The following is a 25,125-nucleotide window of genomic DNA, read 5'->3' as shown; positions in this document are numbered from 1 at the left end:
CGCGTGAGAGTGAAGTGCGGCACAACGCGATACTCAATCGATCGAGCCATCGATCGAACGGTTCTTGACCGGGCGTCGGAAGACGTCAAAGTTATAGGGTCAAGTGACTAAGTGCATGTGGTGGATGCCTTGGCGATTACAGGCGATGAAGGACGTGGTAGCCTGCGAAAAGCTTCGGGGAGCTGGCAAACAAGCTGTGATCCGGAGATGTCCGAATGGGGAAACCCACCCGCGAGGGTATCGCTGTCTGAATACATAGGGCAGCGAGGCGAACCGGGCGAACTGAAACATCTCAGTAGCTCGAGGAACAGAAATCAACCGAGATTCCGAAAGTAGTGGCGAGCGAAATCGGAGGAGCCTGCACGATTTAGCCATCGACATATCAGAACGGTCTGGAAAGTCCGGCCATAGCGGGTGATAGCCCCGTATGAGAAATGTGGGTGGTGGAACTAGGCGTGCGACAAGTAGGGCGGGACACGTGGAATCCTGTCTGAAGATGGGGGGACCATCCTCCAAGGCTAAATACTCGTAATCGACCGATAGTGAACCAGTACCGTGAGGGAAAGGCGAAAAGAACCCCGGGAGGGGAGTGAAATAGATCCTGAAACCGCATGCATACAAAAAGTCGGAGCCTCGCAAGGGGTGACGGCGTACCTTTTGTATAATGGGTCAGCGACTTACATTCAGTGGCGAGCTTAACCGAATAGGGGAGGCGCAGGGAAACCGAGTCCGAACAGGGCGTTCAGTCGCTGGGTGTAGACCCGAAACCAGGTGATCTATCCATGGCCAGGATGAAGGTACCGTAACAGGTGCTGGAGGTCCGAACCGACTACTGTTGCAAAAGTAGCGGATGAGCTGTGGATAGGGGTGAAAGGCTAAACAAACCTGGAAATAGCTGGTTCTCTCCGAAAACTATTTAGGTAGTGCCTCAAGTATCACCGTCGGGGGTAGAGCACTGTTATGGCTAGGGGGTCATGGCGACTTACCAAACCATGGCAAACTCCGAATACCGATGAGTGCGAGCTTGGGAGACAGTGCACCGGGTGCTAACGTCCGGACACGAGAGGGAAACAACCCAGACCGCCAGCTAAGGTCCCAAAGATTGGCTAAGTGGGAAACGAAGTGGGAAGGCTAAAACAGTCAGGATGTTGGCTTAGAAGCAGCCACCATTTAAAGAAAGCGTAATAGCTCACTGATCGAGTCGTCCTGCGCGGAAGATGTAACGGGGCTAAGCCAGTCACCGAAGCTGCGGATCGTGGCAACACGATGGTAGGAGAGCGTTCCGTAAGCCTGTGAAGGTGTCTCGTAAGGGATGCTGGAGGTATCGGAAGTGCGAATGCTGACATGAGTAGCGTTAAAGGGGGTGAAAAGCCCCCTCGCCGTAAGCGCAAGGTTTCCTACGCAACGTTCATCGGCGTAGGGTGAGTCGGCCCCTAAGGCGAGGCAGAGATGCGTAGCTGATGGGAAACAGGTCAATATTCCTGTACCGCTCTGTAGTGCGATGTGGGGACGGAGAAGGTTAGCTCAGCCGGGTGTTGGATGTCCCGGTTTAAGCGTGTAGTCGTGGCCCTTAGGCAAATCCGGGGGTCTTAGATGAGGCGTGATGACGAGGCGGCTTGCCGCCGAAGTGAGTGATACCCTGCTTCCAGGAAAAGCCACTAAGCTTCAGCTACAGACGACCGTACCGCAAACCGACACTGGTGCGCGAGATGAGTATTCTCAGGCGCTTGAGAGAACTCTGGAGAAGGAACTCGGCAAATTGACACCGTAACTTCGGAAGAAGGTGTGCCCCGAGTAAGTGAACCCGTACAGGGGGAGCTGAATGGGGTCGCAGAGAATAGGTGGCTGCGACTGTTTAATAAAAACACAGCACTCTGCAAAGACGAAAGTCGACGTATAGGGTGTGACGCCTGCCCGGTGCCGGAAGGTTAAGTGATGGGGTGCAAGCTCTTGATCGAAGCCCCGGTAAACGGCGGCCGTAACTATAACGGTCCTAAGGTAGCGAAATTCCTTGTCGGGTAAGTTCCGACCTGCACGAATGGCGTAACGATGGCCACACTGTCTCCTCCAGAGACTCAGCGAAGTTGAAATGTTTGTGATGATGCAATCTCCCCGCGGAAAGACGGAAAGACCCCATGAACCTTTACTGTAGCTTTACATTGGACTTTGAACGGATCTGTGTAGGATAGGTGGGAGGCTTTGAAGTGCGGACGCCAGTTCGCATGGAGCCGACGTTGAAATACCACCCTGGTGCGTTTGAGGTTCTAACCTAGGCCCGTGATCCGGGTCGGGGACAGTGTATGGTAGGCAGTTTGACTGGGGCGGTCTCCTCCCAAAGCGTAACGGAGGAGTTCGAAGGTACGCTAGGCACGGTCGGAAATCGTGCTGATAGTGCATAGGCATAAGCGTGCTTGACTGCGAGACTGACAAGTCGAGCAGGTACGAAAGTAGGACTAAGTGATCCGGTGGTTCTGTATGGAAGGGCCATCGCTCAACGGATAAAAGGTACTCTGGGGATAACAGGCTGATACCGCCCAAGAGTTCATATCGACGGCGGTGTTTGGCACCTCGATGTCGGCTCATCTCATCCTGGGGCTGTAGCCGGTCCCAAGGGTATGGCTGTTCGCCATTTAAAGAGGTACGTGAGCTGGGTTTAAAACGTCGTGAGACAGTTTGGTCCCTATCTTCCGTGGGCGTTGCAAGATTGAGGGAGCCTGCTCCTAGTACGAGAGGACCGGAGTGGACGCACCTCTGGTGTACCGGTTGTCACGCCAGTGGCATTGCCGGGTAGCTAAGTGCGGAAGAGATAACCGCTGAAAGCATCTAAGCGGGAAACTCGTCCCAAGATGAGTCTTGCCGGGGCCTTGAGCCCCCTGAAGGGTCGTTCGAGACCAGGACGTTGATAGGCTGGGTGTGGAAGCGCAGTAATGCGTTAAGCTAACCAGTACTAATTGCCCGTGCGGCTTGACCCTATAACCTTGATGTTCTGCGCGAACCGCAAGAACCGACCGTATCGCCAAGAGCGTTCGACGCTCTGGCCGTGCGAAGCCCACCGTGCTTCGCCTGGTGGTGCAATCATCTTCTGCTGATCGATCCCCGGACACGACATCGTCCGTGATCGTTGCTCGACTCTGCGAATTGGTCGGCCCAGCCCCCCAAGGCTCGAGCCGGCGACAAGTTATGCCTGATGACCATAGCGAGGTGGTCCCACTCCTTCCCATCCCGAACAGGACAGTGAAACGCCTCAGCGCCGATGATAGTGCGGGTTCCCGTGTGAAAGTAGGACATCGTCAGGCTATTAACCCCTCAAACCCCCGCTGCACCTCTTGCAGCGGGGGTTTGTTCTTTGGGGAACGAGCGGCGGCTTCCGAAGTCATACTCGTCCGGGTGACCTCGTCCAGAATGGACGTGGAGTGACCCACCGGTGGCGGGCTCTGCATGGGAGCCGGCGTCCGGTGTCTGCGAACCCCCACATTCGATCCACCCCGAGGAAGACATGCGAGAAGCGGGAATGCGCGCGGCATTGGCCCTTTTCCTGATGATCTGGTCGCTGGCGTGGGCGCCGGCGCACGCGCGACAGGTCGCGCTTCCGCGAGGAGTGACCGAGGTCACTGCGGTGGAGGGGATCAGGGAGTACAGGCTCGCGAACGGATTGCAGGTGCTGCTGGTCCCGGACGCCTCGAAGCCCACCACCACGGTCAACATGACCTATCGCGTGGGCTCGCGGCACGAGAGCTATGGCGAGACCGGCATGGCGCACTTGCTGGAGCATCTGCTCTTCAAGGGATCGCCCAAGCATCCGAACGTCTGGGCGGAGTTCGGTCGCCGGGGATTGCGGGCCAATGGGTCCACCTGGCTGGACCGGACCAACTACTTCGCCAGTTTCTCGGCCAACGACGAGAACCTCGAGTGGTACTTGCGGTGGCAGGCCGACGCGATGGTCAACAGCTTCATCTCGGCCAAGGATCTGGCGAGCGAGATGACCGTCGTGCGTAACGAGATGGAGATGGGCGAGAACAACCCTGGGCGGGTGCTGCTCCAGAAGGGCCTGGCCACGATGTACCAATGGCACAACTACGGCAAGTCCACCATCGGGGCTCGCAGTGATGTCGAGAACGTGGACATCGAGCGGTTGCAGCGCTTCTACCGGACCTACTACCAGCCGGACAACGCGACGCTCATCGTTGCCGGCAAGTTCGACCCGCCACGCACGCTCGCCTGGATCGCCGACGCTTTCGGCGCGATTCCCCGGCCGAAGCGCCGCCTGCCGACCTTGTACACGCTGGATCCGGTGCAGGATGGGGAGCGCTCGGTGACGGTGCGCAGGGTGGGGGGCGTTCCGCTCGCCTACGCGATGTACCACATGCCCCCTGCTGCACATCCGGATTTCGCAGCGGTCTCGCTGCTCGATTTCGTGATGGCCGACGAGCCCTCGGGGCGCTTGCACAAGCGGCTCGTCGAAGCAGGGCTCGCAGCGGGCGTCTTCGCGTTCTCACAGGCGCTCGCAGACCCGGGCTTCGCGGTTTATGGCGTGCAACTCGCGCCAGGACAAGACTTGGAGAAGGCGCGCGAGGCGCTCCTCGACGAACTGGAAAACCTGGCGCGCCGTCCAGTGACCGAGGAGGAGGTGGAGCGGGCGCGTCGCAAGTGGCTCAAGGACTGGGATCTGGAGTTCTCGGACCCTGAACGGGTGGGGGTGGCCCTGTCGGAGGCGATCGCGGCGGGCGACTGGCGGCTCTTCTTCCTGATGCGAGACCGCGTCCGTCAGATCAGCGCCTCGGATGTGCAACGCGTCGCCGAGCAGCGATTGCTGGCGTCCAACAGGACGCTGGCCCTCTACGTGCCTACGGCATCGCCGGTTCGCGCACCGGCGCCCGAGCGCGTGGACCTGGCCTCGGTCTTGCGGGGTTACCGCGGCGATCCGGACGTGAAGGAGGCCGAGCCCTTCGACGCCACTCCTCGCAACATCGAGGCCCGAACCCTGCGGTTCACGTTTCCGGTCGGCCTGCAGGCGGCGTTGCTGCCCAAGTCCACGCGTGGGGGTGTGGTGACCGCGCGGTTGGATCTGCGCTTCGGCACGCTGGAGACCTTGAGGGGGCACGAGGTGACGGGCGAGCTGCTGGCGGAGTTGCTGGACAAGGGGACACAGCGGATGTCCCGCCAAGCGCTTCACGACGAACTCGACCGTTTGCGCAGCCAGGTGCAGTTCAGCGGGGACGAGCGCGGAGTGACGGCCTGGATCACCAGCCGCCGGGGGGAGTTGCCCCAGGTGATCGCGCTGGTGGGCGAGATGTTGCGGGAGCCGGCCCTCTCGCCAGAAGCATTCGAGGAGGTGCGCCGGCAACAACTCGCCGGGATCGAGGCGGCGAGCAAGGAACCTGGGGCGATGCTGGACAACGAGATCGCGAGACGCCTGAACCCCTACCCTGCGGGCGACGTGAGACGCGTGCTGAGCTTCGATGAACGGCGCGCGGCGTTGCAGCGCATCACGCTCGAGGAGGTGCGGGACTTCCACCGCCGTTTCTATGGCGCTTCGCAAGCCCAGTTCTCGGCGGTGGGGGATCTGTCCGTCGACGAGGTGCGCCAAGCGCTGGCCCGCGCCTTCGACGGTTGGCGCAGCGCGTCGCCTTACGAGCGCATCGAACGGCCCTACCAGGAAGTCCCGCCCGGGCAGCTGCGGCTCGTGACTCCGGACAAGCAGAATGCCGTGCTGCGCATCAGCCAGCCTTGGCGCGTGAAGGAGCTCGACCGCGATTATCCGGCGCTGCTGCTCGCGAACTACCTGCTCGGTCTGGGAGGCGATTCGCGGCTCTGGGCCCGGGTGCGCGAGGCCGAGGGTCTGTCGTATGACGTGCGCTCCTCGATCCAGTGGAACCCTTGGCAGCCCAATTCCGCGTGGTCGGTGCGGGCGATTTTCGCGCCGCAGAACCGCGCCAAGGTGGAGGCGGCGATCCGCGAAGAGATCGATCGAGTACTGAAGGAGGGCTTCCGGCCGGAGGAGCTGGAGCGGGGGCGCCGCGGGTATCTCTCTTTCCGGCGGCTGTCCCGTGCTCAAGACGCCAACTTGGCATCGGCGTTGGCAGAAAACCTCTATTTCGGGCGCACCTTCCTCGTTTCCGAGCAGGTGGACGAGGCGCTGTCCCGGCTGACGCTCGAGGAGGTGAATGCCGCGCTGAGGCGCCATCTGCGCCCGGAGCAATTCGTGGTGGGCGTGGCTGGCGACTTCAAGGATTGATCTGGAGGCACCCTGCAGGCGCGGCGCCGGGCTGGACCTGCCGGGGGCCAGGCACGCCTCACGCACCCGTGCGGACGGGCTTCAGCGGCGAGTGCGCCTCGAGCTCCTTCAGGTAGGCGTCGATGCCGGCCGCTTCGCGTTCCAGGTATCGGGCGATGGGGTCGCGGAAGGCGGGGTGGCCCAGCCAATGCGCGGAGTAGGTGCGCACCGGCTGGAGCCCGCGGGCGAGCTTGTGCTCGCCTTGGGCACCGCCCTCGAAGCGCCGAAAGCCCTGCGCGATGCACCATTCCAGGGGCGCGTAGTAGCAGGCCTCGAAGTGCAGGCAGTCGACGTGGGAGAGTGCTCCCCAGTAGCGGCCATAGGCCACGCGCTCGGCGGGATCGAGGGCGAGCAGCGACGCCGCGACGCGCTGGCGACCCTGGCGCGCGACGAACATCAGCCACTGCTGAGGCAGTGCCGTGGCCACCTGCTCGAAAAAGGCCCGGTTCAGGTAAGGCGTCGATCGATGGGCCCGATAGGTCTGGACGTAGCAGCGATGGAAGAAGTCCCAATCCTCCTTCGCGATCTCGGGGCCGACCAGGGCCTCCAGGATCACCCCCGCCTCGCGCACCCGGCGCCGCTCTTGCAGGATCTTCTTGCGCTTGTCACGCTGAAGGTGACCGAGGAAGTCGTTGAAGTCGGCGTAGGCGCGCTCGTTGTGCCAATGGAACTGGACGCCGCAGCGCAAGAGCCAACCCATCTGCCGGGCTGCCTCGATGTCTGCCGGAGAGCCAAAGAGCAGGTGCACGGACGAGCGCTGATCGCGCTGGGCCTGCGAGGTCAGGGCCTGTAACAGAGCCTGGCGGGCCGAGGCGCCGCGCGCGAGCAATCGCGCGCCTGCTACCGGCGTGAAGGGGACCCCCACGAGGAGTTTGGGGTAGTAGGGCAGGCCGTGGCGTTCGTACGCATCGGCCCACGCCCAGTCGAACACGTACTCTCCGAAGGAATGGGTCTTCTCGTAGACGGGGCAGGCCGCCACGAGCTCACCGCGCTGCCAGACGGTGATCGGGCAGGCGCGCCAACCGGTGCGGGCGCAGGCACTGCCCGAGCGCTCGAGGCAGGCGAGGAACGCGTGCCGCACGAAGGGCGTGGCGGCTTCGGAAGCGTCCAGCAACGCATCCCAGCGCGCAGGATCCACCGCCTCCCAGCCCTCGTGGATGCGAATGACATAATCGTTCGAACTCATCTGCCCACTCGAGGAATCCGCTTCCGATGACCTCCGTGCCCACGCTCAAGGTGGCCATTGCGCAGTTCAACGCGACGGTCGGCGACCTGCGGGGAAACGTCGACAAGATCGTGTCGATGGCCCGACAGGCGTACGATGCCGGGGCCCGCGTCGTGCTGGCTCCCGAACTGTCGCTGTGCGGCTATCCCCCCGAGGATCTGCTGTTCCGCCCGGCCTTCATGCAGGCATGCGAAGAGGCGCTGCATGATTGCGCAGCGCGCCTGGCGGACCTGTCGGGGCTGTGCGTCGTGGTCGGGCATCCGCAGCAGGTCGATCATGACGGAGATGTTAGGAGCAAGTCGGTGGTCGTGCCGCGACGCTTCAACGCCGCCTCGGTGCTGGCGGGGGGAAAGGTCCTCGCGACATACGCCAAGCGCGAGCTGCCGAACTACCAGGTGTTCGACGAGCGCCGCTACTTCGTCTCGGGGCGCGATGCAGGTCAAGGCCCGGTGGTGTTCGATGTGCAGGGCTGGCGCGTGGGGCTCAACATCTGCGAGGACGCGTGGTTCGATGAGGCGCCGCGCGCCGCCTGCGAGGCGGGGGCTCAGGTGCTGCTCGTGCTCAATGCGTCCCCATTCCATCTGGGCAAGTGCGAGGAGCGCGAAGCCCGAATGGGCGAGCGGGCGCGCGCTTGCGGCGTGCCTCTGGTCTACGCCCACCTCGCGGGCGCGCAGGATGAGGTGGTGTTCGATGGCGCGTCCTTCGCGGTGGATGCAAAGGGCCAGGTGCAGGCGCGGGCGCCCGCCTTCGAGGAGTCGTTGCTGATCGTCGAGATCGACGGATCCGGTGTGCGGGGCCCGGTCGCGCCGGTGCCTGCGATCGAGCAGCAAGCGTGGTCGGCACTCGTGACCGGCGTGCGCGACTACATCGGCAAGAACGGCTTTCCCGGGGCCATCGTCGGTCTGTCAGGTGGCATCGACTCGGCGCTGGTGCTCGCGATCGCGGTGGACGCCCTCGGCGCCGAGAAGGTGCGGGCCGTGATGATGCCCTCGCCGTACACCGCGGACATTTCGTGGATCGATGCACGCGACATGGCGGCACGTCTCGGTGTACGGTACGACGAGATCGGCATCGCGCCGATGTTCGAGGCCTTCCGTGCCGCACTTGCGCAGGAATTCGCCGGCCTGCCCGAAGACGCCACCGAGGAGAACATCCAGGCCCGCATCCGCGGGACGCTCCTCATGGCCCTGTCCAACAAGCATGGCTGGATCGTCCTCACCACGGGCAACAAGAGCGAGATGGCGACCGGCTATTGCACGTTGTACGGTGACATGGCGGGCGGTTTCGCCGTCATCAAGGACGTGGCGAAGACCTTGGTCTACCGCCTCGCACGCTGGAAGAACGAGCAGCGCACGCCGCGCGCCGACGGCTCGGTGGGGCCGGTCATTCCCGAGCGCATCATCACGCGGGCGCCCTCGGCGGAGCTCCGACCGAACCAGACCGATCAGGACAGCCTGCCCCCATACGAAGTGCTGGACGGGATCATGCAGCGCTACATGGAGGAAGACCAGAGCATCGACGAGATCGTGGCCGCCGGCTTCGACCGGGCGGATGTCGAGCGCGTCACCCGGCTGCTCAAGATCAACGAGTACAAGCGACGGCAGGCACCCATCGGCATCCGCATCACCCACCGGGCTTTCGGGCGCGACTGGAGGTACCCCATCACCTCCAAGTTCCGCGCGTAAACTGGTGCCAGTTCTCAACTCGATTCAAGCTCGGAGCCCCCATGAAGCAGATCACCGCCATCATCAAGCCATTCAAGCTGGAAGAAGTGCGCGAGGCGCTCGCCGAGGTCGGCGTAACCGGCCTGACCGTGACCGAGGTCAAGGGCTTCGGTCGCCAGAAGGGCCACACCGAGCTGTACCGCGGCGCGGAGTACGTGGTGGACTTCCTGCCCAAGGTGAAGGTCGAGGTCGTCATCAAGGACGAGGACGTCGACCGCTGCATCGAAGCCATCGTCAAGGCTGCCAAGACCGGCAAGATCGGCGACGGCAAGATCTTCGTCACCCCGGTGGAGCAGGTGGTGCGCATCCGTACCGGCGAGACGGACGAAGCCGCCATCTGACCGCGCAGACCGAGGCGGCCGGTCCATCATCCACTCCCCGCGAGGGTCGGCCGCCTCAGATGCGCTGGTAGTCGTCCGGCGCGGTGGCCGTGCGGGCCAGCGCTTCCAGGCGGTCGAGCAGTGCCGCGGGGCGTGCCTCCACCTGCACGAGCGCGGCCTGCGCGGGCTGCACGAAGCCTTGCTGCTCGGTGTGCCGTATGAAGGCCAGCAGGCCGTCGTAGTAGCCTGCGGCGTTGAGCAGGCCGACCGGCTTGTCGTGGTAGCCCAACTGCCGCCACGTCCACACTTCGAAGAGCTCCTCGAACGTGCCGATGCCGCCTGGCAGCGCGACGAACACGTCCGCCCGTTCCGCCATCATCTGCTTGCGCTCATGCATCGTCTCGACGATGTGCAGCTCGGTCAGACGGCGATGTGCCATCTCCTTGTCGACCAGTGACCGGGGGATCACACCGACTGCCGTGCCGCCGGCTTCGAGCACGGCGTCTGCCACGGTGCCCATGAGGCCCGCACGACCGCCTCCGTAGACGAGGCGCCAGCCGCGCTCACCGATGAGTCGCCCGGTCTCGCGGGCCGACTCTGTGAAGGCCGGGGAGGCGCCTGGACGCGAACCGCAGTACACGCATACCGAAAATGCAGTCGTCATGCGAGCATGATCGCATGATCGCCCCGGCCTTTGGGGGCGTCCGCAGGAGGGCGTGAGACGGTCCGCCAGGCTGCAGGGGGGCTCAGCCCGGCACAAAGCGATGCCAGAGTGCCGCCAACCAGACGCCGCCACACAAGACCAAGCTGAGGAAGACGGCCGCGCTGGCCAGGTCCTTCGCGCGCTTGGAGAGCTCGTGCAACTCCATGGACACGCGGTCCACCGTGGCCTCGATGGCCGAGTTCAGCAACTCGACGATCAGCACCAAGAGGACGGCGCCCATCAGCAGCGCCTTCTCGACCCAGCCCTGACCGAGCCATAGCGCGAGTGGCAGCATCACCGAGGCCGCCCAGATCTCCTGGCGAAAGGCGTTCTCCCCCGTGTAGGCGGCGCGCAAACCGGCCAGCGAGTGCCGGGTGGCGAAGAGGATGCGCACCAGGCCGGTGCGGCCCTTGTGCCCGTGGGCGAGCGAAGAGGAGGAGTCGGCGAGCATGGACGTTCGCAGGGGCGGGGGCCACTCAGGCACGAGAAGGTGCGGAGCGCCGTGCAGGCGGCTGCGGTTGCGGCTTGCTGTCGACCAGCTCGGTGCCGCAAAGCGCGTCATGCCAGTACTGGCGGCGAGGATGCAGCCAGGAGCTCAGCGCGTAGAGCAACACCCATCCGGCCGTGACGACGAACACCATGGAGCCGCTGACGGGGCGCAGCGCCCAAAGCAGTGCGAGCGGAGGGACGAACCACACCCACGACAGCGCGAATCGCGCGAAAGCGCGCGCCTGCGTCAATGCCCCGCCGCCGGTCCGCCGCACACGGATGTGCCAGGTCTTCATCGCCAGTGTCTGGCCGCCACGCGACCAGAACCAGACGAAGTAGATGCCCAGCACCACGAACATGAAGAACTGCAACTCATGCCGGGCCTGCAGGGCGTGGCGCTGCTGCGTCAGGCTGGAGAACAAATAGGCAGAGATCATCACCACACCGAACAGCAGCACGCCCTCATAGAGGAAGCACGCCAGGCGGCGCCGCAGGCTGGGCGCGCGGGCCGGCAGTTCGGCAGCGGAAGTCATCGGGCAGCAGCGTCGTCGGAGGGAGCAGGCACAGCCGCCACGCCTTGGGGACCTACCCGCGGCAGCAGCGTGTGGGGATCCACGAACTCGGGGGTGGCGGCAATCTTGGGCAGACCCGGCTGCTGGTGCCACGGCGGCGTCGGCTTCTTCGTGATGAAGGTCGTCGTCGCGCCAGGGCCGCCTTTGACGAGCACAGGTGCCACCGGCTTGGGTGGCGTGCCAGTTGCGGGGATCGGCACGATGTTGGATTTTGCCACGTTGCCGGAGGCGTTCTTGGGTGTGGAGCCCGGCCGAGGCCCGGCGGCCGAGCCGGCCGTGGAGGCGGGCGCCTTGCCGCCCGGGTTCGCGTCGCGCGGTGTGGGCTTCTTCGTCGCCTGCTGAGCGCGGGCCGCCAGACGTTGACGTTCTTCTTCGCTCAGCGACTGATAGGCCTCCCAGCGGTCGCGGCGTTCATCGGCACTCAACTCGCGCACCTCCCGGAAATTGAGCCGGGCATTGCGCCGCTCTTCGGTGGACATGCGGGCCCATTCGGCCATGCGCGCTTGCAGACGCTGCTGCTCGTCGGCGCTCATGCTGGGATAGCGAGCCGCGATCTCCAGCCACTTGCGCTTGCGGGCCGCGTCGATCGAGGGCCAGTCGCGCTCCAATGGCCGCAGGACGGCCTGCTGCGCCGGGGAGAGCTGTTTCCAGGAGGGCCCCTCGCGCGACGGGCTCGCGGCGGAGGGCGCGGTCGTCGAGCTGGGGCTCTGACCGGCGGCCCACTGGGGCCACGCGGCCGCACCCGCCAGCACGAACGCGCACGCGCCGGCGCGGACCCCGGCAATCAGGCGGCGATGCAGGCAGGCGCTCATTCCAGCGGTGCCTTCAGGAACTCTCGGAACCCGGGATCGGCGTAGGCGGCGGGAGGCAGGTCGTCGGCGAGCAAGGCCGCGTCGATGTCGGCCGCCTCCTCGACTTGCCGCTCGAAGTGCCGCTCCTGGATCAGGAACAGCCCGGCGAGCAAGAGCGCCACCGGCACGAGCGAGCCGGCCCAGCGCCACCACAGGGGCGGGCGCCCGTCCCCGAGGCCGAGTGCCGGACCGACCGGAACGGCGACCGGCTCGACGGCCGCGACCGGCTCGGGCTTGCGGCGCGTGAGTGCCTGCTCACGTGCGAAGCGCAGCCGGGCTGACACATCGGCGGGCAGGTCCTCGGCCTGGGCGGACAACGCTGCGGCCACCCGCAACCCCAGGCGGGCTTCGAGCACGTCCAGGTCCGTGATGGCAGAGGTAGCGGCGTCGTTGTCCGTCATGGTGCGATTCCCTTGGCCTTCAGTGCACGAGCCAGCGCGTGGACCGCTCGAGAGCAATGCGTCTTGACGCTGCCCTCCGAGCAACCCATGGCAGCTGCCGTCTCGGCTACATCCAGTTCCTCCCAGTAACGCATCAGAAAGGCCTCGCGTTGACGGGGCGGCAGGTTCTCGACCTCCTCCTCGATGGCGCGCAGGACCTGGGCGCGGGCGACGGAGTCCAGTGCGCTTTCGGAGCCCAGGCGGGCATCGAGCGATTCCAGCGTCTCGAGGAGGTCGAACTCCACCGTGGCGTCTGAACCCTCGAACGACGAGAAGTTCTGCACGACGGCGTCGCGCACCTTCTGCCGGCGAAACCAATCCGTGATCGCGTTGGCAAGAATTCGCTGGAACAGCAATGGGAGTTCCGCCGCGGGCCGATCGCCGTACTTCTCGGCCAGGCGGATCATGGAATCCTGGACGATGTCCAGGGCGGCGTCCGTGTCGCGCACGGCGTACAGCGTCCGCTTGAAAGCGCGCTTGTCGGCACTCTTGAGGAAGTCCGACAGTTCTTGTTCGGTGGCCAAGGGCGGTACGGCGCGCGCAGGAAATCAGAACCGGCGGATTATCGCATCGCAAGCCCGGGGGAACTCCCGCGTGTAACGGACGATCCCACGGGCCCGTGCCCGGTGTCATAATGTTGCTTCGCACAACACTGGGTCTCAACTCGGACGCCCGACCCGGGCCTCCTCGTTCTTGACCGCGCAGGTCCCGAATCCGCCTCACAAGGGCGTGCTAGGGGCACCGATCGTTTTTCGTCAGAGAAAATCTGAAAGGTTCTGAATGGATATGTCTGCCGCGGACCACAAGCGTGCCGCCGTTGCCGACGGCAAGGCCGCCCCGCAATCCCCCACCCAAGAAATCAACGGCGCCGAGATCCTCGTGCGCTGTCTCCAAGCCGAAGGCGTCAAGTTCATCTGGGGCTACCCAGGCGGCGCGGTTCTCTACATCTACGACGCGCTGTACAAGCAAGACACCATCGAGCACGTCCTGGTGCGCCACGAGCAGGCGGCGGTGCACGCCGCCGACGGCTATGCGCGCGCGACCGGCGAGGTCGGTGTGGCGCTGGTCACCTCCGGCCCGGGCGTGACGAACGCGATCACCGGCATCGCGACGGCCTACATGGACTCGATCCCGATGGTGATCATCACCGGGCAGGTGCCGACGCCCGCGATCGGGCTGGACGCCTTCCAGGAATGCGACACGGTCGGCATCACGAGGCCCATCGTCAAGCACAACTTCCTGGTCAAGGACGTGCGCGACCTGGCCGTCACGATCAAGAAGGCGTTCCACATCGCCCGCACCGGCCGCCCGGGCCCGGTGGTCGTGGACATCCCCAAGGACGTCTCGCTCAAGACCGCGCGTTTCGAGTACCCCGCCACGATCGAGATGCGTTCCTACAACCCGGTGCGCAAGGGTCACGGCGGGCAGATCCGCAAGGCGGTCCAACTGCTGCTCAGCGCGAAGCGGCCCTACATCTACACCGGCGGCGGCGTGATTCTGGGCAACGCCTCCGCGGAGTTGCGTGAGCTGGTCGATCTGCTCGGCTACCCCTGCACGAACACGCTCATGGGGCTCGGCGCGTACCCGGCTTCCGACCCGAAGTTCCTGGGCATGCTGGGTATGCACGGCACCTACGAGGCCAACATGACCATGCAGAACTGCGATGTCCTGCTGGCCGTGGGGGCGCGTTTCGACGACCGCGTGATCGGCAACCCGCGGCACTTCGCTTCGGTGGAGCGCAAGATCATCCACGTGGACATCGACCCGTCGTCGATCTCCAAGCGCGTGAAGGTCGACATCCCGATCGTGGGCGACGTCAAGGAGGTGCTGCAGGAGCTGATCGCGCACATCCGCGAGCAGCAGCTGAGGCCCGACGCCCAGGCGCTGGCGGGATGGTGGGGGCAGATCAACGAGTGGCGCAAGCGCGAGTGCCTGAAGTACAAGCGCTCCGACGAGGTCATCAAGCCGCAGTACGTGGTCGAGACGCTGTGGGAGCTCACGAAGGATCGCGAGACCTACATCACCTCCGACGTCGGCCAGCACCAGATGTGGGCGGCGCAGTTCTATCGCTTCGACCAGCCGCGTCGGTGGATCAACTCCGGCGGCCTGGGCACGATGGGCGTGGGGCTGCCGTATGCCATGGGCATCAAGCTGGCCAAGCCGGACGCGGACGTGTTCTGCATCACCGGCGAGGGCTCGATCCAGATGTGCATCCAGGAGCTCTCGACCTGCCAGCAGTACCAGACGCCGGTCAAGATCATCTCGCTCAACAACCGCTACCTCGGTATGGTGCGGCAATGGCAGCAGCTGGAGTACAGCGGCCGCTACTCGCACAGCTACATGGATGCGCTGCCCGACTTCGTCAAGCTCGCAGAGGCGTACGGCCATGTGGGCCTGAGGATCGAGAAGCCCTCGGAGGTGGAGCCGGCCCTGCGCGAGATGATGCGCCTGAAGGACCGCACCGTCTTCCTCGACGTGCGCACCGACCCGACCGAGAACGTCTGGCCGATGGTCCAGGCGGGCAAGGGCATCACGGAGATGCTGCTGGGGTCCGAAGACCTGTGAGGCCCGCCGGGGCGGCGAGGGCGCGACCGTTACCGCGGCGCGTCAGGAGCCGTCCCGAGGCTTCCCGGTCCCGGACGCGTCTTTCACTTCCTTCCTAGAGATCGAACCTCGTGGCCAAGGGCCGTCGGTTACCGCCGCCGGCCTGAAGAGCGCGAACCCTCGACCATGAAACACATCATCGCAGTGCTGCTGGAGAACGAGCCCGGTGCTCTCTCCCGCGTGGTGGGCCTCTTTTCGGCCCGCGGCTACAACATCGAGACCTTGACGGTCGCCCCCACCGAAGACCCTTCGCTGTCGCGCATGACCATCGTGACGACCGGCAGCGACGACGTGATCGAGCAGATCACCAAGCACCTGAACCGCCTGATCGAGGTGGTGAAGGTGGTGGATCTGACCGAGGGCAACTACATCGAGCGCGAGCTGATGCTCATCAAGGTGCGCGCCGTGGGCAAGGAGCGCGAGGAGATGAAGCGCATGGCCGACATCTTCCGCGGCCGCATCATCGACGTGACGGAAAAGACCTACACCATAGAGCTGACGGGCGACGCCGCGAAGCTGGACGCATTCATCGAGGCGATCGACCGCACGGCGATCCTCGAGACGGTGCGCACAGGCACCAGCGGCATCGGCCGCGGCGAGCGCATTCTGCGCGTCTGAAGCGCCCCTTTCGTGAACGAGTGGACAGGTGATGCAGTGAACAAGTGAGGTGGGATATCGACGCGGTTTGCACTCGTTCACGCGGTCGCTCGGTCACCTGTTCACGACTACAAGTGTTGGAGAAACTCATGAAGGTCTATTACGACAAGGACGCCGATCTGAGCCTCATCAAGGGCAAGAACGTCACGATCATCGGCTACGGCTCGCAAGGTCACGCGCACGCACTGAACCTCAACGACAGCGGCGTCAAGGTCACGGTCGGTCTGCGCCGCGGCGGGGCTTCGTGGGCCAAAGCCGAGAAGGCCGGCTTGAGAGTCGCGGAGATCGGCGAGGCCGTGAAGGGGGCCGACGTCGTGATGATGCTGCTGCCGGACGAGCAGATCGCCGCCGTGTACAAGCAGGAAGTCGAGCCGAACATCAAGCAGGGTGCCTCGCTCGCCTTCGCGCATGGCTTCAACGTCCACTACGGGCAGGTGATCCCCCGTGGCGACCTGGATGTCTGGATGGTGGCCCCGAAGGCGCCCGGACACACGGTGCGTTCCACCTACACCCAAGGCGGTGGCGTGCCGCACCTGATCGCGGTGCATGCCGACAAGACCGGCAAGGCGCGTGACCTGGCGCTGTCGTACGCGGCGGCCAATGGTGGCGGCAAGGCGGGGATCATCGAGACGACCTTCCGCGAGGAGACCGAGACCGACCTCTTCGGCGAGCAGGCGGTGCTGTGCGGCGGCGCGGTCGAGCTGATCAAGGCGGGTTTCGAGACGCTGGTCGAGGCCGGCTATGCGCCCGAGATGGCCTACTTCGAGTGCCTGCACGAGCTCAAGCTCATCGTGGACCTGATCTACGAAGGCGGCATCGCCAACATGAACTACTCGATCTCGAACAACGCCGAATACGGCGAGTACGTGACGGGCCCCAAGGTCATCACGGAAGAGACGAAGAAGGCGATGCGGCAGGCGCTCAAGGACATCCAGACGGGCGAGTACGCCAAGAGCTTCATCCTGGAGAACAAGGCCGGCGCGCCCACGCTCTTGTCGCGCCGCCGCCTGACCGCCGAGCACCCGATCGAGGTGGTGGGCGAGCAGTTGCGCGCGATGATGCCCTGGATCAAGAAGAACCGCCTGGTCGACCAGTCCAAGAACTGAAGGGCCGACGGGGCCCCGGCGGCCGGCCGGGGCCCCGCCTGCCCGCTGGCGGCGGGCAGGCAGGTGTGTGGACCGGCGGGCCGGCGCGCGACGGCCGCAAGGCGGGGGCCGCGACCTCAGGGTCGGCGGCCCTTTTTGTCCTGCGTGGCTGATGTATCCTCGCGGCCTGCCCTGGGGCGACGGGCGCGGCCTTTGCTCGACGATGTCAGGCCCGCGCGCCGGCGGCGGTGGACCCGCCGTGTCGCGCCCGTGGCATAACCAGTGAGTTCCCGGCATGAACGATTTTTCGGATCCTCCCCTCGAGCCGGCGCCGGAACTGGCCGTGCGGCCCCGTCGCAAGGGGATTTACATCCTGCCCAACCTCTTCACGCTGGCGGCGCTGTTCGGCGGCTTCTACGCGGTGGTCATGGCGATGAACGGGCGCTTCGAGCAGGCGGCCATCGGGGTGTTCTCCGCGATGGTGCTCGACAGCCTGGACGGCCGCGTGGCCCGGATGACGAACACGCAAAGTACCTTCGGCGAGCAGATGGACAGCCTCTCGGACATGGTGTCCTTCGGAGCCGCGCCGGCGCTGATCGTCTACGAGTGGGCCCTGCAGGGCCTGGGCAAGCTCGGGTGGATCGCAGCGTTCGTCTACTGCGCGGGAGCGGCTTTGCGGCTGGCGCGCTTCAACACCAACATCGGCGTGGTGGACAAGCGGTTCTTCCAGGGACTGCCGAGCCCCGCGGCCGCCGCCATGGTGACCGGGTTCATCTGGGTGATGGACGACATGGGGTACAAGGGGGCCGAGCACATCGAATGGCTGACCTGGACGGCCTTCGCCTTCACGCTCTACGCGGGGCTGACGATGGTCACGAACGTGCCGTTCTACAGTTTCAAGGACGTGAGCTTCAAGCGCTCGGTCCCGTTCATCGTGATCGTGGCCATTGCGCTCGGCTTCGCTGTCATCTCCTACCACCCCCCGCTCGTGCTGTTCGGGGTGTTCATCGTCTACGGGCTGTCGGGCTACGTGGTCTACTTCATCCGAAAGGCCAAGGGCAAGCCGGTCAGCGTCATTGCGGTGTCCACCGACGAGCCGGACGAAAAAGGCCTTCACCAGTGAACGCGGCTTGGCCCGGCCGTGGTATATTGGCCCGCATGACGCAGCGCATCGCCGCCTTTTCGCTATTGCTCCTAGGAGTGCCGCGGGCGCGCTGATGGCTCACGTCTAGAGTTTTTTCGCATCAACGGCCCGCAAGCGCACAGCAAGCGGGCCGTTTTCTTTTGTTCCTGCCACGGAGCGGATCATGCCCGACAAGCTCATCATCTTCGACACCACGCTCAGAGACGGCGAACAGTCGCCCGGCGCCTCCATGACCCGCGAGGAGAAGCTGCGCATCGCACGGCAACTCGAGCGACTGCGTGTCGATGTGATCGAGGCCGGCTTCGCTGCGTCGTCCAACGGGGACTTCGAGGCCGTGAAGGCCATTGCCGATGCGATCAAGGAATCCACGGTGTGTTCGCTGGCCCGCGCCAACGACCGTGACATCAGCCGGGCCGCCGAGGCGTTGAGGGGCGCGAATTCCGCGCGCATCCACACCTTCATCGCCACCAGCCCGCTGCACATGGAGAAGAAGCTGCGGATGACGCCGGATCAGGTCTACGAGCAGGCGCGGCTGGCCGTGCGCTTCGCGCGCAACCTGTGCGCGGACGTGGAGTTCTCGCCGGAGGACGGCTATCGGTCTGAGATCGACTTCCTGTGCCGGGTGCTCGAGGCGGTCATCGACGAGGGGGCCACCACGATCAACATCCCGGACACCGTGGGCTACGCGGTGCCGGAACTCTACGGCAACTTCATCAGGACGCTGCGTGAGCGCATCCCCAACTCGGACAAGGCCGTCTGGTCGGTGCACTGTCACAACGACCTGGGGATGGCGGTGGCCAACTCGCTGGCCGGCGTGAAGCTGGGCGGCGCGCGTCAGGTGGAGTGCACCATCAACGGTCTGGGCGAGCGGGCGGGCAACTGCGCCCTCGAAGAGGTGGTCATGGCCGTCAAGACGCGGCGGGACTACTTCGGCCTGGAGGTCGGCATCGACACCAGCCAGATCGTGCCGGCGTCGCGCCTCGTATCGCAGACCACCGGCTTCGTGGTGCAGCCGAACAAGGCCGTCGTGGGGGCGAACGCCTTCGCCCACGCGTCCGGCATCCATCAGGACGGGGTGCTCAAGGCGCGCGATACCTACGAGATCATGCGCGCCGAGGACGTGGGCTGGACGGCCAACAAGATCGTGCTGGGCAAGCTCTCCGGGCGCAATGCGTTCAAGCAGCGACTGCAGGAACTGGGGATCGAACTGGAGTCGGAGGCCGAGATCAATGCGGCGTTCGCGCGCTTCAAGGACCTGGCCGATCGCAAGAGCGAGATCTTCGACGAGGACATCATCGCGCTGGTGAGCGACGAAAGCGTGACCAGCGAGCAGGAGCATTACCGGCTGTTGGCCCTGTCGCAGTACTCGGAAACGGGTGAGCGGCCGCACGCGCGGGTGGCGTTTGCCGCCGGCGACGAGGAGTTCCATGCCGAAAGCGACGGCAACGGGCCGGTGGACGCCAGCCTGAAGGCGATCGAGTCCAAGGTGCGAAGTGGGGCCGAAATGCTGCTGTATTCGGTCAATGCGATCACCTCGGGCAGCACAGAATCCCAAGGCGAGGTGACCGTGCGCCTGCAACTCGGCGGGCGGGTGGTCAACGGTGTGGGTGCAGACCCGGACATCGTCGTGGCATCGGCCAAGGCCTATCTCTCGGCCTTGAACAAGCTGCACAGCAAGGCAGAACGCGTGGCCGCTCAGGGCTGAACAAGCACGATTTCCGGTTTAGCCCGGACTTGAGAAAGGGCGCGTAAGTTTTTGATGTTGCGCGCCTTTTTTCTATCACCTAAACTCGCTGGGCCGGGCTGCTGGAGGTTGTCGTGTCGTTGCTCTCAGGAACTCGTTGGTTGTCCGTCCTGGTGGCTGGCCTCGTGGCGCTCTCGCCGCTGGACGGCATGGCGGCGCGCAAGAGCGAAGATGCGCCTGCCAAACGTGCTACCCATACCGGCGCCAAGCGCGCGACGGCCAAGAAGCCGAGCGTGGCTCCCAAGAGCCGGGGCGCCCGCACGGCGATGCGGGCCGAGCGCAAGGGCGGCGTCGTGCGCAGTGCCGGCCCCAAGGTCAGCAAGGCCGCCGGCCTTCCTACCCGCAAGGCGGCCTACGTCCCCAGCGAGCCGCGGCTGTCGTACGCACAGGCGTATGGCCTGCACCAAGCGCCCGATCCTCTGGACCTGAAGTCCAGCGTGGCGCTGGTGATCGACCAGGACACCAACGAGATCCTGTTCAGCAAGAACTCGCAGGCCGTCTTGCCCATCGCTTCGATCACCAAGCTGATGACCGCCCTGGTGGTCGTGGAGGCGAACCAGTCGCTCGATGAGGTGCTGACGATCACCGAGGCCGACATCGATACCGAGAAGGGCAGCCACTCGCGCCTGGCGGTCGGCACCCAACTCACGCGGGGAGAGATGCTCCATCTGGCCCTCATGTCCAGCGAGAACCGGGCCGCCAACGCGCTCGGGCGCCACTACCCGGGCGGCTTGCCGGCGTTCGTCGAGGCGATGAACCGCAAGGCGCGCGAGTTGGGCATGCACGACACCCGCTATGTCGAGCCCACCGGCTTGTCGAGCCGCAACCAGTCCAGCGCGCGTGACCTGGCGACCCTGGTCAACGCGGCCTACCAGTACCCCTTGATCCGCGAGCTCTCCACCTCCCCTGAGTACCAGGTCGCGGTCGGGCGCCGTCACTTGCAGTTCCGCAATACCAACGGTCTGGTCTTCAACCCGACCTGGGAGATCGGCCTGCAGAAGACCGGCTACATCGTCGAGGCCGGCCGCTGCCTCGTGATGCAGGCCCGCCTCGCAGGTCGCCAACTGATCATGGTGTTCCTCGATTCGGCCGGGAAGTACTCGCGCATCGGCGACGCCGAGCGCGTGCGCAAGTGGCTGCTCGAGGAGGGGCACGGCGCCGTCACGGGCCAGCCCCATATGCCGCGGGTCACGTCCTGATCAGGACGGCTGCCCGCGGTAGCCGAGGGCAGCCGAGATCTGGGCCGCCGTCTGCGTCAGGCGCTCCAGCCAGCTCTCCTCCAGGCGGTCGGCAGGCGCTGAGATCGACAGCCCCGCCACCAGCTTGCCTTGGTCGTCTCGGATGCCCGCTGCCATGCAGCGGACGCCCAGTTCGAGCTCCTCGTTGTCGCGTGCCGTGCCGTACTGGCGCACCTTGGCCAGCTCGCGCTCGAGCGTGGCCAAGTCCGTGATGCTGTTGCGGGTGTGGCCGGCCAGCCCGGTACGGGTGGCATAGGCCCGCACCCGCTGCGGGTCGTCTTGCGCGAGGAAGAGCTTGCCCACGGAGGTGAGGTGCAAGGGTGCGCGGCCTCCCACGGCGCGCACGACCTGCATGCCCGAGCGCTCGCTGTAGGTCCGCTCGATGTAGACGATCTCGTCGCCCTGACGCACGGACAAGTTGACGGGCTGGTGCGTCAGCTTGTGCAACTCACGCATCGGCCCGAGAGCCGCGTCGCGCACGTCCAGACGCGCTTTGACGAGATTGCCGAGCTCGAGCAGGCGCATGCCCAGGCGGTAACTGCCGGCCTCCGGCCGATCCACGAAACGCCCGACCGCCAGGTCGTTCAGAATCCGGTGGGCGGTCGAGGGATGCAGACCGGTCTGTTCACTGATTTCCTTCAGCGACACCGGGTCCCGATGTGCGGCGAGCACGTCCAGAAGAGCGAACATGCGTTCGAGAACCTGAATCGTCGGAGTGTTGCCCTCGGTGCGTTTCATGAAACGGATTTTCCCTCAGATCCGACCGATTTTGCATGACGAAAAGTTGCACGGCCGTGCACGTCGGAGCTGGCTGTGCCGCATGGGAGGTGCTGCCCTGTGGATGGTTTCGCCCACGGCCGCGCTCGCACAGGCAGAGGCACCCGCCTCCGTGGCGTCGCGTCCTGCGCCTGGCGTGCGCGTTCCGCGGGTTCGAGGCAGGTTGAAGGCCAGCCAGCTGGGATTGCTGGTCAATGAGGACGATCCGTACTCGGTGGCCGTGGGCGACGCCTACGCGCGCAGGCGGGGGATACCTTCGGCCCAGGTCGTGGCGGTGAGGCTTCCGGTCACGCCGACGCTCGAGGTCGCGGAGTTCGAGGCCTTGCAGGCGCGCATGGAGCAGGCCTTCGGCGCGGCAGGCGAGGACGTTCAGGCGCTGGCCATGGCGTGGGTGCAGCCCTACGCCGTGGGCTGCCAGTCCTTGACGGCGGCGGTGACGCTCGGCCTGGACGCGCAGTTGTGCCGAAACACCTGCGGGCGTCCGCGCGTCTCACCCTATTTCAATCATCCGACGCATCGCCCCTGGAGCGACCTGCGCCTGCGGCCGTCCATGTTGATTGCCGCGCCCACCGAGCAGGGCGCCCAGGCCCTGATCGAGCGCGGCGCAGCGTCCGACGGGCAGCTGGGGCGGCGGGGTGCGCCCTGGGTGCACGCGTGGTTCGTCTCGACATCGGACCGAGCGCGCTCGGTGCGCGCCCCGCTGTACCCGCCGCCCGTGCGGCTGAGCGCGGTCGGCGTGGAGGTGCACGTGGCGCAGGCCGAAGAGGCGCCCGACGCCGAACGCGTGGTGCTGTACCAGACAGGCGCGGCTCGGCTGGAGGGGTTGGATCGCCTGCAGTTCGTGCCGGGGGCGCTGGCCGACCACCTGACCTCCTTTGGCGGCCGCCTGGAGGGGGCGTCCGGCCAAAGCAGTGCGTTGGCGTGGATCGATGCCGGCGCGACGGCGAGCTATGGCACTGTCAGCGAGCCCTGCAACCATCCGCAGAAGTTCCCGCACCCTCAGATCCTGCTGCTGCACTACCTGCAGGGCGCCACCGCCCTCGAGGCGTACTGGAAGAGCGTGGCCTGGCCGCAGCAGGGGGTGTTCGTCGGCGACCCTTTGGCGGCGCCGTTCGCACGGGACTGAAAGGCCCCGGGGGCGCAGCCGTGGCACCCAGGCGGACGGCGGCCGCTCAGCGGCCGCCCGCGAGGGCTCGCGCGGCCTCCACGCCCGAGCGCACCGCGCCTTCCAGGGTGGCGGGGTAGGGGCCCGCGATGTAGTCCCCGGCCGCCCACAGATTCTCCGCAATCCGTGCGCCGGGACGCTCGAGAGCCGGCGTACAACGGAAGGTGGCGCGCTTTTCCACCAGCGTGCGAACGGCTCGCAAGGGAGGGCGCAGAAAGCGCGCCAACTCCGCTTCGGCCTGCCGACGTGCAGCCTCGGTCACCGCATCGATGCCTCGGTCTGCCCAGGACCGTGCGCCACTGACCACGAAGGCCAGCAGCCCCTGCGGGCCGTCGAGTTGGCCATGGTCGAACACGAATTGGGCCGGTTCGCCTCGCAAGGCCAGCAGCGGCGCGGGCAAGCGCACCCCATCACCGCGCAGGTAGACGGTCACGATCGGCTCGTAGGTCAGCCGCGCCGCCTGAGCCGCCCAGGCGGGATTCGCTTGCCGCGCCAGGCGCGCCGCTTCCCAGGCAGGGGTGGCCAGCACGACCGCATCGAAGCGCTCGCCCCCGTCGAGCTCCCAGTGCGCCGGGCCTTGCCGGATTTCGTGCACCCGGTGCAGCAGGCGCACCTCGGCGCCCAGTTCGCGCATCCAGGTCACGGCACGCTCGGGAAAGAGGCGGCTCAGATCGACGCGAGGCAGCAGAAGATCGGAAGCGCCTGGTCCGCCCCACAAGGCGTCGCGCAGCACGCGCAGGAACACGGCCGCACTCGCTTCGGCCGGCGGGGTGTTGAGCGCGGCCACGCACAGCGGATCGATGAGGCCGCAGCGCACGGGCCCGGGCAGTGCAGCGGTGAGTTGTGCCACCGTGAGATGAGCGGGGCAGCGCCAGCCGCGCAGGGCCCACCCGAGCGCGGCGGCGATGAGGCGCAGCCGATCGGGGGGCGTCCAGTGGCGCGCGGCCCATAACCCCTGCACGAGGGCGAGAGGGGCGGGCCCGCGCGGCACGAAGAGCCCCGTGCCATCGGGGAAGCCGAGTTGCAGCGGCAGGCGCAGCAGGTCCAGCGTGGTGCGCGCGCCCACCGCCCGCATGAGGCGCAAGGTTTCGCGGTAGGCGCCGATCAAGATGTGCTGGCCGTTGTCGAGCGGAAAGCCCTCCACCTCGACGCGACGGGCGCGCCCTCCGACCTGGGCGGCCATCTCATAGAGCGTGACCGCATGGCCCGCCCGGAGCGCCTCCACTCCTGCGGCGCAACCCGCCCAGCCCGCGCCCACGACCGCGACGCGCATCAGCGTCCCCGCCATTGGGTGCGCCAGGCGATCCACAGCTTGCGCAGCGGGGTGAGAGCGATGCGCTGGTGCAGCACCTGGAAGCCGGTGGACTCGACTTCACGAAGCAGTGTGCGGTAGATGTTGGCCATCATGAGCCCGGGCTTCTGCGAGGCGGCGTCGGCCTCCGGCAGCAGGGCGAGCGCCTCGTCGTAGGTGCGATGGGCGCGCTCGGCCTGGAACTTCATCAGCGCGGTGAACCGGTCGCTGTAGATGCGATTGAGGATCTCGTGGGCCTTCACGTCGAAGCGCTGCAGCTCCTCGATCGGCAGGTAGATGCGTCCGCGGCGCGCATCGTCGCCGACGTCGCGGATGATGTTGGTGAGCTGCAGCGCGAGCCCAAGCCGGTGCGCATAGGCCACGGTCGCATCCTGGGTGCGCCCGAAGATGGCCGACGACACTTCACCGACCACGCCTGCCACGAGGTCGCAGTACCGGGCAAGCGAGCGGAAGTCGAGGTACCGCGTCTGGTGCAGGTCCATCTCGCAGCCCTCGATGACGGCGAGCAGATGCTCGCGCGCGATTGCGTAGCGCTTGGCGTGCGGCATCAGGGCACGCGTGACGGGGTGGCTGGGTTGGCCCGCATACGCGCGTTCGACCTCCTGCCTCCACCATTGCAGCTTGGTGGCCGCGACCTGCGGGTCTCTCACCTCGTCGACCACGTCGTCCACTTCGCGGCAGAAGGCGTAGAAGGCGGTGATGGCGGCGCGACGCTCAGGCGGCAGGAACAGGAACGCGTAGTAGAAGCTGGAGCCGCTGGCGGCGGCCTTGTCCTGCACGTATTGCTCGGGTGTCATGTCG

At 65.8% G+C, this 25,125-nt stretch carries 20 protein-coding genes and 2 rRNA genes; 12 read left to right on the top strand and 10 right to left on the bottom strand.

The features are described 5' to 3' along the window. The first annotated feature begins 97 nt into the window (after positions 1–97). From OMP39_RS09610 to OMP39_RS09600, 3 genes are all read left to right on the top strand, one after another. Positions 98–2,972: ribosomal RNA gene (locus tag OMP39_RS09610) — 23S ribosomal RNA — on the top strand. A gap of 211 nt (positions 2,973–3,183) precedes the next feature. Continuing rightward, positions 3,184–3,296: ribosomal RNA gene (rrf, locus tag OMP39_RS09605) — 5S ribosomal RNA — on the top strand. Between the two features lie 215 nt (positions 3,297–3,511). Further along, the gene (locus tag OMP39_RS09600; RefSeq protein ID WP_264891509.1) at positions 3,512–6,235 is read left to right on the top strand and encodes a M16 family metallopeptidase; all 2,724 of its coding nucleotides are present in this window, start codon (positions 3,512–3,514) and stop codon (positions 6,233–6,235) included. 58 nt (positions 6,236–6,293) lie between these two features. On the opposite strand, the gene OMP39_RS09595 is transcribed toward OMP39_RS09600, so the two are convergent. Further along, positions 6,294–7,460: a GNAT family N-acetyltransferase gene (locus OMP39_RS09595; protein WP_264891508.1), complete on the bottom strand. Its 1,167-nt coding sequence runs from the start codon at positions 7,458–7,460 to the stop codon at positions 6,294–6,296. 26 nt (positions 7,461–7,486) lie between these two features. Between OMP39_RS09595 and OMP39_RS09590 the strand changes: the two genes are divergently transcribed. Further along, positions 7,487–9,184, top strand: a complete 1,698-nt coding sequence (locus OMP39_RS09590) for an NAD+ synthase (protein ID WP_264891507.1) — start codon at positions 7,487–7,489, stop codon at positions 9,182–9,184. Between the two features lie 41 nt (positions 9,185–9,225). Then, positions 9,226–9,564, top strand: a complete 339-nt coding sequence (gene glnK / locus OMP39_RS09585; protein ID WP_264891506.1) for a P-II family nitrogen regulator — start codon at positions 9,226–9,228, stop codon at positions 9,562–9,564. 55 nt (positions 9,565–9,619) lie between these two features. Here glnK and OMP39_RS09580 read toward each other — a convergent pair whose 3' ends face one another. The 6 genes from OMP39_RS09580 to OMP39_RS09555 form a co-directional block, all read right to left on the bottom strand. After that, positions 9,620–10,207 carry an LOG family protein gene (locus tag OMP39_RS09580; protein WP_264891505.1) on the bottom strand — a complete coding sequence of 196 codons (588 nt, stop codon included), beginning with the start codon at positions 10,205–10,207 and terminating at the stop codon, positions 9,620–9,622. Positions 10,208–10,289: 82 nt separating this feature from the next. Continuing rightward, complete coding sequence (locus OMP39_RS09575) at positions 10,290–10,697, bottom strand: diacylglycerol kinase (protein WP_264891504.1); 408 nt, start codon at positions 10,695–10,697, stop codon at positions 10,290–10,292. A gap of 25 nt (positions 10,698–10,722) precedes the next feature. After that, positions 10,723–11,268, bottom strand: coding sequence for an RDD family protein (locus tag OMP39_RS09570; RefSeq protein ID WP_264891503.1), 546 nt, complete (start codon positions 11,266–11,268; stop codon positions 10,723–10,725). Next, complete coding sequence (locus OMP39_RS09565; protein ID WP_264891502.1) at positions 11,265–12,119, bottom strand: DUF3106 domain-containing protein; 855 nt, start codon at positions 12,117–12,119, stop codon at positions 11,265–11,267. Before OMP39_RS09565 ends, OMP39_RS09570 begins: the two co-directional genes overlap by 4 nt. After that, positions 12,116–12,559, bottom strand: a complete 444-nt coding sequence (locus OMP39_RS09560; protein ID WP_264891501.1) for a DUF3619 family protein — start codon at positions 12,557–12,559, stop codon at positions 12,116–12,118. The genes OMP39_RS09565 and OMP39_RS09560 overlap by 4 nt, the downstream gene beginning before the upstream one ends. After that, positions 12,556–13,122 (bottom strand): RNA polymerase sigma factor, encoded by a 567-nt coding sequence (locus OMP39_RS09555; protein ID WP_264891500.1) that lies wholly within the window; start codon positions 13,120–13,122, stop codon positions 12,556–12,558. The genes OMP39_RS09560 and OMP39_RS09555 overlap by 4 nt, the downstream gene beginning before the upstream one ends. Before the next feature lie 256 nt (positions 13,123–13,378). Here OMP39_RS09555 and OMP39_RS09550 point away from each other — a divergent pair, with 256 nt between their 5' ends. The 6 genes from OMP39_RS09550 (at position 13,379) to pbpG (ending at position 21,031) form a co-directional block, all read left to right on the top strand. Beyond that, complete coding sequence (locus OMP39_RS09550; protein WP_264891499.1) at positions 13,379–15,163, top strand: acetolactate synthase 3 catalytic subunit; 1,785 nt, start codon at positions 13,379–13,381, stop codon at positions 15,161–15,163. A 165-nt stretch (positions 15,164–15,328) separates the two neighbouring features. Continuing rightward, positions 15,329–15,820 (top strand): acetolactate synthase small subunit, encoded by a 492-nt coding sequence (gene ilvN / locus OMP39_RS09545; RefSeq protein ID WP_264891498.1) that lies wholly within the window; start codon positions 15,329–15,331, stop codon positions 15,818–15,820. Between the two features lie 128 nt (positions 15,821–15,948). Next, positions 15,949–16,965, top strand: a complete 1,017-nt coding sequence (gene ilvC, locus OMP39_RS09540; protein ID WP_264891497.1) for a ketol-acid reductoisomerase — start codon at positions 15,949–15,951, stop codon at positions 16,963–16,965. 274 nt (positions 16,966–17,239) lie between these two features. Next, entirely contained in the window at positions 17,240–18,067 is an 828-nt protein-coding gene (pssA, locus tag OMP39_RS09535; RefSeq protein ID WP_264891496.1) for a CDP-diacylglycerol--serine O-phosphatidyltransferase, read from the top strand. Between the two features lie 184 nt (positions 18,068–18,251). Next, a complete protein-coding gene (locus OMP39_RS09530; RefSeq protein ID WP_264891495.1) occupies positions 18,252–19,793 on the top strand; it encodes a 2-isopropylmalate synthase in 1,542 nt (513 codons plus the stop codon). Between the two features lie 188 nt (positions 19,794–19,981). Next, a complete protein-coding gene (gene pbpG, locus OMP39_RS09525) occupies positions 19,982–21,031 on the top strand; it encodes a D-alanyl-D-alanine endopeptidase (RefSeq protein ID WP_264894521.1) in 1,050 nt (349 codons plus the stop codon). Here the strand turns inward: pbpG and OMP39_RS09520 are convergent, their stop codons facing one another. Then, positions 21,032–21,808 (bottom strand): IclR family transcriptional regulator, encoded by a 777-nt coding sequence (locus tag OMP39_RS09520; RefSeq protein ID WP_264891494.1) that lies wholly within the window; start codon positions 21,806–21,808, stop codon positions 21,032–21,034. A 202-nt stretch (positions 21,809–22,010) separates the two neighbouring features. Here OMP39_RS09520 and OMP39_RS09515 point away from each other — a divergent pair, with 202 nt between their 5' ends. Then, entirely contained in the window at positions 22,011–22,973 is a 963-nt protein-coding gene (locus OMP39_RS09515) for a TIGR03790 family protein (protein ID WP_264891493.1), read from the top strand. 46 nt (positions 22,974–23,019) lie between these two features. On the opposite strand, the gene hpnE is transcribed toward OMP39_RS09515, so the two are convergent. Both hpnE and hpnD read right to left on the bottom strand, forming a co-directional pair. Next, positions 23,020–24,300 (bottom strand): hydroxysqualene dehydroxylase HpnE, encoded by a 1,281-nt coding sequence (hpnE, locus tag OMP39_RS09510; protein ID WP_264891492.1) that lies wholly within the window; start codon positions 24,298–24,300, stop codon positions 23,020–23,022. Further along, the gene (gene hpnD, locus OMP39_RS09505) at positions 24,285–25,121 is read right to left on the bottom strand and encodes a presqualene diphosphate synthase HpnD (RefSeq protein WP_264891491.1); all 837 of its coding nucleotides are present in this window, start codon (positions 25,119–25,121) and stop codon (positions 24,285–24,287) included. The genes hpnE and hpnD overlap by 16 nt, the downstream gene beginning before the upstream one ends. Positions 25,122–25,125 lie beyond the last annotated feature (4 nt).

The sequence above is a fragment of the Schlegelella aquatica genome (assembly GCF_026013905.1).
Taxonomy (GTDB): Bacteria; Pseudomonadota; Gammaproteobacteria; order Burkholderiales; family Burkholderiaceae_C; genus Caldimonas; species Caldimonas aquatica.
This window is presented reverse-complemented; position numbering and strand designations above follow the sequence as displayed.

Bases quoted from the DNA above. Each gene is read 5' to 3' on its own strand.
- glnK (WP_264891506.1), top strand. From the start codon at position 9,226: ATGAAGCAGATCACCGCCATCATCAAGCCATTCAAGCTGGAAGAAGTG.
- pssA (WP_264891496.1), top strand. From the start codon at position 17,240: ATGAACGATTTTTCGGATCCTCCCCTCGAGCCGGCGCCGGAACTGGCC.
- OMP39_RS09580 (WP_264891505.1), bottom strand. From the start codon at position 10,207: ATGACGACTGCATTTTCGGTATGCGTGTACTGCGGTTCGCGTCCAGGC.
- pbpG (WP_264894521.1), top strand. From the start codon at position 19,982: ATGGCGGCGCGCAAGAGCGAAGATGCGCCTGCCAAACGTGCTACCCAT.
- OMP39_RS09520 (WP_264891494.1), bottom strand. From the start codon at position 21,808: ATGAAACGCACCGAGGGCAACACTCCGACGATTCAGGTTCTCGAACGC.
- OMP39_RS09530 (WP_264891495.1), top strand. From the start codon at position 18,252: ATGCCCGACAAGCTCATCATCTTCGACACCACGCTCAGAGACGGCGAA.
- hpnE (WP_264891492.1), bottom strand. From the start codon at position 24,300: ATGGCGGGGACGCTGATGCGCGTCGCGGTCGTGGGCGCGGGCTGGGCG.
- OMP39_RS09565 (WP_264891502.1), bottom strand. From the start codon at position 12,119: ATGAGCGCCTGCCTGCATCGCCGCCTGATTGCCGGGGTCCGCGCCGGC.
- ilvN (WP_264891498.1), top strand. From the start codon at position 15,329: ATGAAACACATCATCGCAGTGCTGCTGGAGAACGAGCCCGGTGCTCTC.
- OMP39_RS09590 (WP_264891507.1), top strand. From the start codon at position 7,487: ATGACCTCCGTGCCCACGCTCAAGGTGGCCATTGCGCAGTTCAACGCG.
- OMP39_RS09575 (WP_264891504.1), bottom strand. From the start codon at position 10,697: ATGCTCGCCGACTCCTCCTCTTCGCTCGCCCACGGGCACAAGGGCCGC.
- OMP39_RS09560 (WP_264891501.1), bottom strand. From the start codon at position 12,559: ATGACGGACAACGACGCCGCTACCTCTGCCATCACGGACCTGGACGTG.
- OMP39_RS09600 (WP_264891509.1), top strand. From the start codon at position 3,512: ATGCGCGCGGCATTGGCCCTTTTCCTGATGATCTGGTCGCTGGCGTGG.
- ilvC (WP_264891497.1), top strand. From the start codon at position 15,949: ATGAAGGTCTATTACGACAAGGACGCCGATCTGAGCCTCATCAAGGGC.
- OMP39_RS09550 (WP_264891499.1), top strand. From the start codon at position 13,379: ATGGATATGTCTGCCGCGGACCACAAGCGTGCCGCCGTTGCCGACGGC.
- hpnD (WP_264891491.1), bottom strand. From the start codon at position 25,121: ATGACACCCGAGCAATACGTGCAGGACAAGGCCGCCGCCAGCGGCTCC.
- OMP39_RS09570 (WP_264891503.1), bottom strand. From the start codon at position 11,268: ATGACTTCCGCTGCCGAACTGCCGGCCCGCGCGCCCAGCCTGCGGCGC.
- OMP39_RS09595 (WP_264891508.1), bottom strand. From the start codon at position 7,460: ATGAGTTCGAACGATTATGTCATTCGCATCCACGAGGGCTGGGAGGCG.